This is a genomic window from Rhodoferax sp. (assembly GCF_010365055.1).
Lineage (GTDB): Bacteria > Pseudomonadota > Gammaproteobacteria > Burkholderiales > Burkholderiaceae_C > Rhodoferax.
This window is the reverse complement of the sequence record NZ_JAAFHA010000006.1, coordinates 74574-88388: the sequence shown is the minus strand read 5'-3', so window position 1 is coordinate 88388 and position 13815 is coordinate 74574. Positions and strand designations below refer to the sequence as shown.

Annotated in this window: 10 protein-coding genes; all 10 read left to right on the top strand. The window is 58.3% G+C overall.

Annotated features, from left to right (window positions below; genetic code table 11):
- Window positions 1-245 precede the first annotated feature (245 nt).
- The 10 genes from GZ093_RS03195 to GZ093_RS03150 all read left to right on the top strand — a co-directional run bounded on the left by GZ093_RS03195 (window position 246) and on the right by GZ093_RS03150 (window position 13755).
- On the top strand, window positions 246-1874 hold the full coding sequence (locus GZ093_RS03195; RefSeq protein WP_296481967.1) for a 3-(methylthio)propionyl-CoA ligase: 1629 nt from the start codon (window positions 246-248) through the stop codon (window positions 1872-1874).
- A 120-nt stretch (window positions 1875-1994) separates the two neighbouring features.
- On the top strand, window positions 1995-3233 hold the full coding sequence (locus GZ093_RS03190) for a branched-chain amino acid ABC transporter substrate-binding protein (RefSeq protein ID WP_296481965.1): 1239 nt from the start codon (window positions 1995-1997) through the stop codon (window positions 3231-3233).
- Between the two features lie 50 nt (window positions 3234-3283).
- Entirely contained in the window at window positions 3284-4519 is a 1236-nt protein-coding gene (locus tag GZ093_RS03185) for a branched-chain amino acid ABC transporter substrate-binding protein (RefSeq protein WP_296481962.1), read from the top strand.
- 137 nt (window positions 4520-4656) lie between these two features.
- A complete protein-coding gene (locus GZ093_RS03180) occupies window positions 4657-5604 on the top strand; it encodes a branched-chain amino acid ABC transporter permease (RefSeq protein ID WP_296481959.1) in 948 nt (315 codons plus the stop codon).
- A gap of 3 nt (window positions 5605-5607) precedes the next feature.
- Complete coding sequence (locus GZ093_RS03175) at window positions 5608-6897, top strand: branched-chain amino acid ABC transporter permease (RefSeq protein ID WP_296481958.1); 1290 nt, start codon at window positions 5608-5610, stop codon at window positions 6895-6897.
- A complete protein-coding gene (locus GZ093_RS03170) occupies window positions 6894-7664 on the top strand; it encodes an ABC transporter ATP-binding protein (RefSeq protein WP_296481954.1) in 771 nt (256 codons plus the stop codon). Before GZ093_RS03175 ends, GZ093_RS03170 begins: the two co-directional genes overlap by 4 nt.
- A gap of 2 nt (window positions 7665-7666) precedes the next feature.
- Window positions 7667-8362, top strand: a complete 696-nt coding sequence (locus tag GZ093_RS03165) for an ABC transporter ATP-binding protein (RefSeq protein WP_296481952.1) — start codon at window positions 7667-7669, stop codon at window positions 8360-8362.
- A 107-nt stretch (window positions 8363-8469) separates the two neighbouring features.
- Entirely contained in the window at window positions 8470-10569 is a 2100-nt protein-coding gene (locus GZ093_RS03160) for a 3-hydroxyacyl-CoA dehydrogenase NAD-binding domain-containing protein (protein WP_296481949.1), read from the top strand.
- A 70-nt stretch (window positions 10570-10639) separates the two neighbouring features.
- Window positions 10640-11815 (top strand): acetyl-CoA C-acyltransferase, encoded by a 1176-nt coding sequence (locus GZ093_RS03155; RefSeq protein ID WP_296481947.1) that lies wholly within the window; start codon window positions 10640-10642, stop codon window positions 11813-11815.
- Window positions 11816-11898: 83 nt separating this feature from the next.
- Window positions 11899-13755 (top strand): acyl-CoA dehydrogenase, encoded by a 1857-nt coding sequence (locus GZ093_RS03150; protein WP_296481943.1) that lies wholly within the window; start codon window positions 11899-11901, stop codon window positions 13753-13755.
- The last annotated feature ends 60 nt before the right edge of the window (window positions 13756-13815 follow it).

The following is a 13815-nucleotide window of genomic DNA, read 5'->3' as shown; positions in this document are numbered from 1 at the left end:
ACGCGTCGTCGTTGGGAATATCCACACGTCCGAATTCAAGCGTCACCAGCCCACGTTGGGCCAAGGACTGCGTGGCTCGGTTTTCAGCGCTGAGCCTTTCCCGAATCTTTCGCCGCACGCTACCCCAGAAAACTGGACGACCGCCCCTTCACGGGAACGGTGGATTGGGCAAAGTGCAGGCCATTTGCATGAAAACCGCAGTACCATGCTGGCGGACCAATAGACCAATTTTGAGGAGAAGTTTCATGCTCGGGTTGATGCAAAGCCACCAATTGTTGATTTCGTCGCTGATCGAATTTGCAGATCGCCACCACGGCGAAGGTGAAGTCGTGTCGCGTCGGGTGGAGGGGGACATTCACCGCTGCACTTACAAGGACATAGCGTCACGTTCCCGACAGGTTGCCAATGCGCTGGATGGCATGAAGTTGCCCTTCAGCGACCGGGTGGCCACCCTCGCCTGGAATGGCTACCGCCACCTGGAAATGTACTTTGGCGTGAGCGGATCGGGTCGGGTGCTGCATACGCTCAATCCGCGCCTGCACCCGGACCAGATTGTCTGGATTGCCAACCACGCCGAAGATTCCGTGCTGTGTTTTGACACGAGCTTTTTGCCCATTGTCAAAGCCATCCATAGCCGCTGCACCACCATCAAACACTTTGTGGCCCTGTGTGATGCCGACAAACTGCCGGCCGACAGCGGCATTCCCGGCCTGCTAAGTTATGAAGCCTGGATTGGCGCGCAATCGAGCATTTATCAGTGGCCCTCATTTGATGAAAATTCGGCGTCCAGCATGTGCTACACCAGCGGCACCACCGGCAACCCCAAGGGAGCGCTGTACAGCCATCGATCCACCATGCTGCATGCGTTTGCGGGCGCTTTGCCAGACGCCTTGAGCATGAGCGCGCGCGACACCGTGTTGCCCGTGGTACCCATGTTCCACGTCAATGCCTGGGGCTTGCCATACTCTGCGGCCATGACGGGGGCGAAACTGGTGTTTCCGGGGCCAGCCATGGACGGAAAATCCATCTTTGAATTGATCGAGAGCGAACGTGTGTCGTTTGCTGCCGGTGTGCCCACCGTATGGCAGATGATGCTGAGTCATATGCAGGCCGGTGGTTTGCGTTTCAGCACGCTCAAGCGCACTGTCATTGGCGGCTCGGCCTGCCCGCCGGCCATGATCACAGCTTTCAATGACGTCTATGGGGTGGAGGTCCTGCATGCCTGGGGTATGACGGAAATGTCACCCCTGGGCACGGTCTGCACCCTCAAGAACAAGCATCTTACGATGTCGCCAGAGGAAAAAATGAAGGTCCGGCTCAAGCAGGGGCGGGGCGTTTTCGGCGTGGACATGAAAATTGTGGATGGCAACGGGAACGAATTGCCTTGGGACGGCAAGACCTACGGTGACCTGCTGGTCAAGGGTCCGTGGATCATCAGTGACTATTTCAAAGGCGAGGGTGGCTCACCCTTGGTCGACGGCTGGTTCCCGACTGGCGACGTCGCCACCATTGATGCCGATGGCTACATGCAGATCACCGACCGCAGCAAAGACGTCATCAAGTCCGGCGGTGAGTGGATCAGTTCCATTGATGTAGAGAACATTGCCATGTCCCATCCAGCCGTGGCGATGGCGGCTTGCATCGGCATGAAGCATCCCAAGTGGGACGAGCGGCCCATCATCGCCGTGATGAAGAAACCCGGTGCGGACGTCTTGCGTGACGAGTTGCTTGCCTTTTATGAAGGCAAAACTGCCAAGTGGCAGATACCGGACGACGTCGTTTTTGTCGACGCGATTCCGCTCGGTGGCACCGGCAAGATGCAGAAGAGCAAATTGCGTGAACTGCTCAAGGATTACAAGCTGCCGGATGCCTGAGACCTGATTCGATTCGTGTCGCCTGGGTGATTCATCGTACGGGAAATCCCTCATGGGACAAGCCAAAAATGCTTGTACGCTGGACGGGTGTTGATGTATCAAAACCCAGGAGATTTATATATGAAATTGGTAAGGAATGTTGTCGCTGCCACGGTGGCTGCTTTGTGCGTCGGTGGTGCGTTGGCCCAGGCTGGATCAACCGTCAAGATCGCTTTTATTGATCCGCTGTCCGGCCCATTCGCCAATGTGGGGCAAAACCAGCTCAAAAGCTGGCAGTTTGTGGCCGAGCGCTTGAGTGGGGCCAAAAACCCCGCCGGCGTGAAGTTCGAAGTCACAGGTTTTGACAACAAGGGGTCTCCCCAGGAAAGCCTGAACTCACTCAAGGCGGCCATCGACCAGGGTTTTCGCTACGTGACCCAAGGCAACGGCTCAGGTGCCGGGTTGGCGATTGCCGATGCTGTGTCCAAACACAATGCGCGCAATCCCGGCAAAGAAGTCGTGTACCTCAATTACGCCGCAGTTGATCCAGCCATGACCAACGAGAAATGCGACTACTGGCATTTCCGCCTCGACGCCGACACCAGCATGAAGATGGAGGCGTTGACCGCCTTCATGAAGGATCAGCCGAACGTCAAAAATGTTTATTTGATCAACCAGAACTACTCTCACGGGCAGCAGGTTGCCAAGTATTTCAAGCAGGGTATTGCCCGCAAACGCCCTGACGTGAAGATTGTGGGTGATGATCTGCATCCCATTGGTCAGGTCAAAGACTTTGCACCTTATGTCGCCAAGATCAAGCAGTCCGGCGCCGACACCATCGTGACCGGCAATTGGGGCGCGGATTTGACGCTGCTTGTCAAGGCGCTCAATGATGCCGGTCTCAAATTGCCGATGTACACCTACTACGCCCAGGTCACCGGGACGCCCACCGCGCTGGCTGCGGGTGGCGGTGACAGCGAGGTGTACGTCATTGCCTATGGTCACGCCAACCACACCGGCGAGATCGGTGCGATTACGGCGGATTTCAAAAATAAGTTCAACGACGACTATTACACCCTGGCTACTTACAACGGCATCAACGTGATGGCGGCCGCGATGGCCAAAGCCAAGTCCAGCGACCCGGTCAAGGTAGCCGCCGCGATGGAGGGTTTGACGGTCAAGAGCTTTGCGGGTGAAGTACAAATGCGCAAGTCCGATCACCAGTTGCAGCAGTCCATGTTTGTCACCAAGTGGCAAAAAGTCGACAAGAAATATCCGTACAGCGTGGAGAACACCGGCTACACCTTCGTACCGGTTAAGCAGATGGACGCGTTCATTGCCAGCACGCCAACCAGCTGCCAGATGAAGCGACCGGCCTAAGACCAGTGACGCTGGACGGGTGTTGATTGACTGAAACTAAGGAGATTTTTATGAAATTTGTAATAAACGTTGTTGCAGCTGCGGCTGCGGTATTTTGTGCCGGCAGCGCGCTTGCCCAAAAGGGCGAGACCGTCAAAATTGCCATGATCGAGGGACTGTCCGGGCCGATGGCCAACGTGGGCCAGAACCAGCTGAAGAACTGGCAGTTCCTTGCCGACCGCGCCAATGGCGTCAGGAACCCGGCAGGCGTGAGATTTGAAATCGTTGGTATGGACAGCAAAGGGTCGCCACAAGAAGCACTCAACACCTTCAAAGCGGCGGTCGACCAGGGCTTTCGTTACATCGCGCAGGGAAACGGTTCCGGCGCGGCGCTTGCCTTGTCCGATGCAGTCGCCAAGCACAACGAGCGTAACCCTGGCAAGGAAGTGGTCTACCTGAATTACTCCGCAGTGGATCCGGCCTTGACCAATGAGAAATGCAATTATTGGCACTTCCGGCTGGATGCAGACACGTCGCAGAAAATGGAGGCGCTGACCAGCTTCATAAAAGACAAGCCCGAAGTCAAAAAGGTCTACTTGCTTAACCAGAATTACTCACACGGCCAGCAGGTCAGCAAGTATTTCAAGGAAGGTATGGCCCGCAAGCGGCCCGATGCCCAGATGGTTGGCGATGATCTAGTGCCGATGGGTCAGGTCAAGGACTTTTCTCCCTATGTCGCCAAGATCAAGGCGTCGGGGGCCGACACCATCGTGACGGGCAATTGGGGGCAAGACCTGACGCTGTTCGTCAAGGCATTGAACGACTCTGGGCTCAAGCTGCCGATGTATACCTACTATGCCGGTGTGTCGGGCACGCCCACCGCGCTGGCCGCAGGCGGTGAAGGCGAGATTTATCAGATCGCGTACAACCATTCCAACTACACGGGTGGCATGGGCAAACTGGCGAACGACTTCCAGAAGAAGTTTGGCGATGACTTCTACACCTTCTCCATCTACAACGGCCTCGTGCTTTTAAGTGAAGGCATGGCCAAGGCAAGGTCCACCGACCCGGTCAAGGTGGCTGCCGCGATGGAGGGGCTGAAGTTCCAGGGCTTCAACGGCGACTCCGAGATGCGCAAGTCAGACCACCAGATGCAGCAGGGCTTGTACATTTCAAAATGGCAAAAAGTGGACAAAAAGTACCCTTATAGTGCTGAAAAAACCGGTTACACCTTTGCGCCTGTCAAATACATTGAGGCGTATGTGGCCAGCACACCCACCAGCTGCCAGATGAAGCGTCCAGGCTAAAACTGCCAAGAGATGAACCCAGGGTGACATTGCTTGTCACCGTGGCGTTCATTGCCGGCGATTGATGGCCGGTTTTTTTTGCACCAACCCTGGCGGTTGTTTGCTGTTGCTTAAATTCACCAATTCACGGGTACTGCATGGAGTTCTACACCATTTCCCTGCTCAACGGCATCAGTTACGGCATGCTGCTGTTCATGCTGAGTTCCGGGCTGACGCTGATCTTCAGCATGATGGGCGTTCTCAACTTTGCCCATGCCTCCTTTTACATGTTGGGCGCCTACTTCGCGTACACGGTCACGTCGCTGCTGGGTTTCTGGGCCGCCCTGTTGGTAGCGCCGGTCCTGGTCGGCCTGGTGGGCGCAGGCTTTGAAAAATATTTTCTGCGTCGGGTGCACAAGTTTGGCCACGTGCCTGAACTGCTGATCACCTTTGGACTGAGCTACATCATTCTGGAACTGGTGCAACTGGTGTGGGGGCGCAGTTCGGTCGACTACCGGGTGCCGGTGGCGCTCGATGGACCTTTGTTCACGCTTTATGGCACCCAGTTTCCCATGTACCGGGGCTTCATGATGGCGGTGGCCCTGTTGATGTTGATCTCTATCTGGCTGTTGCTGACCCGCACGCGCATTGGCTTGGTGATTCAGGCGGCTTTGACGCACCCGGAGATGGTGGAGGCCTTGGGGCATAACGTGCCGCGTGTCTTCATGCTGGTGTTTGGCGGCGGCTGCGCGCTGGCGGGCCTGGCCGGCGTGATTGGTGGCAATGCCTATGTGACGGAGCCGAGCATGGCATTCTCAGTCGGCGGTGTTATTTTTGTGGTCGTGGTGGTGGGTGGCATGGGTTCCTTGGCGGGTGCTTTTCTGGCCTCCATCCTTATTGGCGTGCTGCAGACTTTTGCCGTGGCGATTGATGCATCGCTGATGTCGGCCTTGCAGACGGTCGGCGTGACGCTGGCACCAGAGACATTCGGCTATGCGTTGTGGAAGCTCAAGCTCAGCCAGGTCGCACCCATCCTGCCGTATCTGTTTCTGGTGCTGATTCTTATCTTCCGGCCCAAGGGTCTTCTTGGCACGCGGGAGGGTTGATCCATGAGCAGCAAGGTTTATCAATTCAAACCGTTTAATGTTGGTCGTGTCCTTATCTGGAGCCTGTTTGCCTTGGTCCTGCTGATGGCACCGCTGGTGTTTACCAGCAGCCTGAGCCAGACCATGCTCAGCCAGATGGGCATTGCCATCATTGTCTGCCTGAGCTACAACATTTTGCTGGGGCAGGGCGGCATGCTGAGCTTTGGTCATGCGGTCTATTCGGGCATGGGCTCGTTTTTGGCGATTCACACGCTCAATCAGGTCAGTGGAGGCTGGCCCTTGCCGGTGAGTCTGGTGCCCATTGCGGGTGGACTCTCCAGCATGCTGGTCGCCATCCTGTTGGGCTGGGTCACCACCAAGAAGGCAGCGACACCGTTTGCCATGATCACGCTCGGCATTGGCGAACTGGTATGGGCCATGTCGCTGATGTTCCCCGAGTTTTTTGGCGGTGAGGGCGGCGTATCGGGTAACCGCGTGGCGGGTGCCAAGACCTTTGGCATCACTTACGGGCCGCAGATCGAGCTGTATTACCTGATTGCTGTCTACACCTTTGTCTGTACCGGCCTGATGTTTGCGTTTACCCGCACGCCACTGGGGCGCATGCTTAACGCCGTGCGCGACAACCCCGAACGCGTGGAATTCGTCGGCTATGACACGCAGAAGGTGCGCTATTTCGCTTTCATCATCGCCGCCTTTTTTGCCGGCATTTCGGGCGGATTGGCGGCCCTGAATTTTGAAATTGTCACCTCGGAAGTCGTCAGTGGTTACCGCTCCGGCGCCTATCTGCTTTTCACTTTCTTGGGCGGGGCCACCTTCTTCTTCGGGCCCATCCTGGGCGGCATTCTGATGGTGCTCGCGTTTGTGCTGCTGTCCGAGTTCACCAAGGCGTGGCTCTTGTACCTGGGTCTGGTTTTCCTGTTCATGGTGATGTATGCACCGGGCGGCGTCGCCTCGCTGCTCATGATGAACTTGCGGGTGGCCAAGTTTGGCCACTTGCGAAAACTTTGGGTCAGCTATCTGGCCTTGGGGCTCACGGCGCTGGTCGTGCTGCTGGGGGCGGCGGCAATGATCGAGATGGTCTATCACCTGCAGCTCAACGCGGCGCTCGGGCCGGAGTTGAGCTTTCTGGGTGCTACCCTGGACTCGAAGGGTCTGAACAGCTGGTTTGGCTCCGCGTTCGTCATGTTGACGGGGCTGGGTCTGTTTGAACTCTGCCGCCGCCAGTTTGCGCGCGAGTGGGGGCAGATCCAGGAGAACATTGAGAAAGAGATCAAACGGATGGAAACGCTATGAGCTTCGCTCTGGAACTCAAGGACTTGCGCAAAAGTTTTGGCAAGACAGCGATCATTCGCGGTATCAATCTGGCTGTGCCACAAGGCGAGCGGGTTGGCATCATCGGCCCCAATGGCGCTGGCAAGTCCACCCTGTTCAACCTGATCAGTGGCCGCTTCGAGCCCACCAGTGGTGAGGTACTTCTAAACGGTCAGCGCCTGAATGGAAAAAAACCATTTGAGATCAACCGCATGGGTTTGAGCCGCAGTTTCCAGATCACCAATATCTTCCCCAAACTCAGCGTGTTCGAGAATTTGCGCTGCGGCGTACTCTGGAGCCTGGGTTACAAGTACACTTTTTTGAAGTTTTTGGCCGATCTGGACGACGCCAATGAGCGCGCCGATGAACTGATGCAAATGGTCAAGCTGGATAAAAAGCGTGACGTGCTGGCCATCAACCTCACTTATGCGGAGCAGCGGGCGCTGGAGATCGGCATCACCATCGCCGGGGGCGCCAGCGTCATTCTGCTCGATGAGCCCACGGCAGGGATGAGCAAGTCAGAGACCAGCCGATTCATCTCGCTGATCAAAGAAGTGACGGTGGGCAAGACGCTGTTGACGGTGGAGCACGACATGGGTGTGGTATTTGGCCTGGCTGACAAGATCGCGGTGGTGGTTTACGGCGAGCTGTTGGCCTACGACACCCCGGAGGCGGTGCGCGCAAACGCGCTGGTGCAAGAGGCTTACCTCGGCTCCTCCGTGGCGGACATGCAGGCAGGGGGGCATTGAGCATGTTGAAGATAGAAAATCTGCACGCCTTCTACGGCAAGAGCCATGTGCTGCATGGCGTTCACTTTGGCGTTGCGGCCGGTGAAATTGTTTCGCTGTTGGGACGCAACGGTTCCGGGCGCTCCTCCACCGCCAAGGCCATCATGGGCCTGGTGGATTGCGAAGGTTCGCTCTTGTGGCGCGGGCAGGAGTTGCTGGGCAAGAAGACCTTTGAGATCGCGCATCTGGGCCTGGGCTACGTGCCCGAGAGCCGTGACATTTTCCCCAACCTGACGGTGGAGCAGAATTTGTACTTGGGGCAGAAGAATGCCCGCAAGGCCGGGCGCTGGTCATTGGATGACATGTACCAGATGTTTCCGCGGCTCAAGGAGCGGCAAAACATGCTGGCCGGCGTGATGTCGGGCGGCGAGCAGCAGATGCTCACGCTGTGCCGCTCGCTGATGGGCGACCCTGATTTGATCATCATCGACGAGCCCACCGAAGGCCTGGCGCCCAAAATTGTCGAACTGGTGGCGCACTACCTCAAAGAACTGAAAAATCGGGGCATTTCGGTGCTGTTGATAGAGCAGAAACTGACCATTGCCATGGATATTTCCGATCGCTGCCTGGTCATGGGCCACGGCAGCATTGTGTTCAGCGGCACGCCCGACGAATTGCGCAAAGACAGCTACACGCGCAAGGAGTGGCTGGAGGTTTAGGCGATTTGTCCCACCTGCGACAAACCCGAAGTGGACTCCTGGGTATAGTCAACATTTGCAACTTATCGCACGATCGTTCTATTTTTTTATTACCGAGGAATGCAAGCATGACCGCTGACTACAAAGTGCATGGCGACATCGCCGTGATTACGCTCAACAACCCGCCTGTCAATGGTCTGGGTTATGCCACACGGGTGGCGCTCACCGACGGTTTGTCCAAAGCCAATGACGATGCAGCCGTGAAAGCCATCGTCATCACCGGCGCCGGAAAAGCGTTCTCGGGTGGTGCCGACATCAAGGAATTTGGAAGCCCCAAAGCCTTGCAGGAGCCCAATCTGCACAGTGTCATTCTGATGGTTGAAAACTCCAGCAAACCGGTCATCGCCGCCATTCATACCGTCTGCATGGGTGGTGGGCTGGAACTGTCGCTGGGCTGCCATTACCGCATTGCGGCGCCCGGTTGCAGCGTGGCGCTGCCGGAAGTCAAGCTCGGTTTGCTGCCCGGTGCCGGCGGCACACAGCGCCTGCCGCGCGCGCTGGGCGTGGAGCCCGCTCTGAACATGATTGTCAGCGGTGAGCCGGTCAAGAGTGAAATGCTGGCCATGCTGCCGGGCCAACAGTTGTTTAACAAAATGGCCGCGTCCAGCGAGTCCTTGCTGCAAGAAGCCCTGGCGTATGCCAGCGAGGTGGCCGACGTGCGGCCGCTGCCCCTGGTGCGTAACCTGCCCTGCAAACATCCGCAAGGCGATGCTTATTTTCAATTTGCCCGCAATATGGTGGGCGGCATGTCGAAGAACTTTCCGGCGCCGCTCAAATGCGTGGATGCGGTGGAAGCTGCCGCAAAGAAGAAGTTTGATGACGGCCTGCTCACGGAGCGCGACCTATTCATCAACCTGATGTGGACCCCGGAGAGCCGGGCCTTGCGCCACATTTTCATGGCCCAGCGCGCCGCCTCGAAGATTCCGGACGTGCCAGCCGACACGCCGACACGCGAGATCAAGTCCATCGCGGTCATTGGCGCAGGCACGATGGGCGGCGGTATTTCGATGAACTTTTTGAATGCCGGCATTGCGGTGAAGATGCTGGAGATGAAGCAGGACGCGCTCGATCGCGGCATTGCGACCATTCGCAAGAATTACGAAGCCCAGGTCAAGAAGGGCAAACTCAAGCAAGACAAATACGAGCAGCGCATGAGCCTGCTGAGCACGACGCTGAGCTACGACGACCTCAAAGACGCCGACATGGTGATCGAGGCCGTGTTTGAAGAAATTGGCGTGAAAGAAGCGGTGTTCAAGGAACTTGACCGGGTCATGAAGCCAGGCGCCATTCTGGCCAGCAACACCTCGACGCTGGACGTGAACAAGATCGCTTCCTTCACCCAGCGTCCGCAAGACGTGGTGGGCATGCATTTCTTCAGCCCGGCCAATGTGATGAAGCTGCTCGAAGTGATCCGCGGTGAGAAAACGGCCAAGGACGTGCTGGCCACGGTGATGGCGCTGGCGAAAAAAATCAAGAAGACCGCCGTGGTATCGGGCGTGTGCGATGGTTTCATTGGCAACCGCATGATCGAGCAATATGGCCGCCAGGGCGGCTTTCTGCTGGACGAAGGCTGCACGCCAGCGCAGGTTGACAAGGCGGTGGAGAAATTTGGCTTTGCCATGGGCCCGTTCCGCATGGGTGACCTGGCCGGCAACGACATCGGTTGGGCCATCCGCAAGCGCCGCTACCTTGAAAAACCTGACATGAAGTACAGCAAGACTGCGGACCTGTTGTGTGAAAAAGGCCGCTATGGCCAGAAGACGGGTGCCGGCTGGTATGACTACGTGGCGGGCAAGCGCGACGCGATCCCCAATGCTGAAGTGGTGAAAATGATTGAAGACCATCGCGCCTCGCTGGGCATCACCCCGCGCAAGATTTCGGACGAAGAGATTGTGCAGCGTCTGGTGTATTCGCTGGTCAATGAAGCGGCGCACATCCTGGAAGAAGGCATTGCCTCCAAAGCCAGCGACATTGACATGGTGTATCTGATGGGCTACGGTTTCCCGATCTGGCGCGGTGGCCCGATGAACTACGCCGATGAAGTGGGCCTGTTCAACGTGGTGCAAGCCATGCACCGCTTTGCCAAGAACCCGCTCGACGATGCCAAGTTCTGGCAACCTGCCCCCTTGCTGGCCAAGTTGGCGGCTGAAGGCAAGACATTCAATTAAAAATTTGTGGGACAGACCGTCGCCACACGAAGTGGGCAAGCTCTGTCCCCAACACTTTAGAAAGATCAAAATGACTGCAGCCGTAATCGTTTCCACCGCCCGCACGCCGCTCGCCAAGAGCTGGAAGGGTTCTTTCAACATGACCCATGGCGCCACGCTCGGTGGCCATGCCGTCGAACACGCCATCAAGCGCGCCGGCATCGAGGCCGCTGAGGTCGAAGATGTCCTCATGGGCTGTGCCACGCCCGAAGGTGCGACCGGCGCCAACATTGCCCGTCAGATCGCGCTGCGTGCCGGCTGCCCGGTGACCGTGCCAGGCATGACCATCAACCGTTTTTGCTCCTCCGGTCTGCAAACGATCGCCATGGCGTCGCAACGCATCATTGCGGGCGAGGGCGACATTTTTGTCGCCGGGGGCGTAGAGGCCATCTCCTGCGTGCAGCAGGAGATGAACCAGCACATGCTGACCGACCCCTGGCTGCTGAAAAACAAGCCCGAGGTTTACCTCAATATGCTGCAAACGGCCGAGATCGTGGCCAAGCGCTACAACATTAGCCGCGACGCGATGGATGAGTACGGTGCTGCCAGCCAGCAGCGCGCCACGGCGGCGCTGGCCGCCGGTCTGTTCGATGATGAGATTGCGCCGATCAGCGTGATCATGGGTGTGGCCGACAAGGTGATGGGCCTGACGACCAAAAAAGTGACCGTCAGCCAGGACGAGGGCATTCGCGCTGGAACCACCAAAGAGGGCATCAGTGGGCTGCGCTCGGCCGTGCCGGGCGGCCTGATCACCGCTGGCAACGCCAGCCAGTTCTCCGATGGCGGTGGCGCTGTCGTGGTCATGCACGAATCGGTTGCCGAGAAAAAAGGTCTCAAGCCACTGGGCCGTTTCCTGGGCTTTGCCGTGGCCGGTTGCGAGCCCGACGAGATGGGCATCGGCCCGGTGTTTGCCATCCCCAAGGTGTTGGCGCGCCTGGGTCTGAAGATCGACGACATCGACCTGTGGGAGCTCAATGAAGCTTTTGCCGTGCAAGTGCTGTATTGCCGCGACCGGCTGGGCATTCCCCATGACCGGCTCAACGTCAACGGTGGCGCCATTGCTGTGGGACACCCCTATGGTGTCAGCGGCCAGCGCCTGACCGGTCACGCCCTGATCGAGGGCAGGCGCCGCGGTGCCAAACGCGTTTGCGTCACCATGTGCATTGGTGGCGGCATGGGCGCAGCAGGCATATTTGAGGTGCTGTGACGCCTCGCCGCTCGCGGCGTAACAAACCAGGGTCGGGCGCAAACAGATGAGCGGCCCGGCCTTTTTTTTGATGGGATGCAACCATGTCTTTACGTTCTACGCTTGATTTTCTGCTGTACCAGTGGCTTGACGCCGAGTCTCTGAACCAGCGGCCGCGTTTTGCCGAGCATTCACGCGAGACCTTTGATGCGGTGTTTGAGACCTGCGAGCGCATTGCGCGTGAAAAGTACGCCCCGTTCAACCGGCTGGTGGACACGCAGGAGCCGCATTTCGACGGTGACAAAGTGATCTTGCCACAAGCCACCTATGAGGCGCAAAAAGCCTACGCCGAATCCGGCATGCTCAGCGCAGCGCAAGACTTTGAGCATGGGGGCATGCAGTTGCCGTACACCATTGAGGCGGCGGCAAATTCGTTTTTTGCCATGGCCTCGGTCAGCATCGGCTCGGGCATGCTGAGCACCGGCAACGCCAATTTGCTGATGGCGCATGGCACGCCGATGCAAAAACAGGTGTTTGCCAGCAATGAGTTTTCTGGACGTTTCTCGGGCACCATGTGTCTGTCTGAGCCGCAGGCAGGCTCTTCTCTGAGCGACGTGGCCACCCGCGCAACGCCTGACGGTGAGGACTTTGCGCAAGACCCGCTGGGTGCGCGCTACCGCATGCGCGGCAACAAGATGTGGATTTCGGCCGGTGACCACGAGTTGACGGAGAACATCATTCACCTGGTGCTCGCCAAAATACCTGGGCCGGACAGTCAGTTACCGGCCGGCACGCGTGGCATTTCGCTCTTCATCGTCCCCAAGAAATTGGTGAATACGGCGGGAGAATTAACCGGCGAGCGCAATGACGTCGCGCTGGCGGGCCTGAATCACAAGCTGGGCTGGCGTGGCACGGTCAACACCTTGCTCAATTTCGGCGAAGGCAAATACCCGGTCGTCAGCACCGGCGGCGGCCTGGACGGCAAGGGCGCTGGCGCCGTCGGCTACCTGGTGGGCCAACCGGGCGAGGGCCTGCGCTGCATGTTCCACATGATGAACGAGGCGCGCATCGGCGTCGGTATTGCAGCGGTGATGCTCGGTCAGGCGGGTTATGAAGCCTCGCTGGACTACGCCAAGACCCGGCCCCAGGGCCGACCCAGCGGCCCCGCCGGCAAGGACGCCACTCGGCCTCAAGTGCCCATCATTGAACACGCCGACGTCAAGCGCATGCTGCTGGCGCAAAAGTCCTATTGCGAAGGGGCGCTGGCACTGGCCTTGTACTGCGCCCGCCTGGTCGACGAGCAGCACACCGGTACACCTGATGCCGCGGATGAGGCGCGCCTGCTGCTCGAAGTGCTGACCCCGATTGCCAAGAGCTGGCCCAGTGAGTGGTGTCTGGAGGCCAACTCGTTGGCGATCCAGGTCCACGGCGGTTATGGCTACACGCGCGACTTCCCGGTCGAGCAGTATTGGCGCGACAACCGTCTGAACATGATCCACGAAGGCACGCACGGCATTCAGGCGATGGACTTGCTCGGGCGCAAGGTGCTCATGGAGAACGGGCGCGGGCTGGCGCTGCTGGCCGGGCGCATCCAGGCCACGGCCGCGCAGGCTCAACAGGTGCCCGAATTGACGGCGCATGCTGCAGCTTTGACCGCCGCTTGGCAGCAGGTAACAAACGCCACCCAGGCGGCCTGGGCCACCGGCAAACCGGTTGACGCGCTGGCCAATGCAGTGCCCTATCTGCAGGCCTTTGGCCACACCGTGCTGGCCTGGATATGGCTCGATGTGGCGCTAGCCACGGTGCGCCTGGATGCTTCGCAATTGATAGCTGTTAACATAGGCAGGATGAGGGCTGCAGCCTATTTTTATCATTATGAATTGCCAAAAATAGGCGCCTGGCTGCAGGTGGTTGCCAACCGCGACCTGACCTGCGCCGACATGCCGGCCGACGCGTTCTGAGGCAGCGACCAGCGCTTGTGTAGAGCGCCGGGCGTCTTCGTTGATGCCACCTCGCATTTC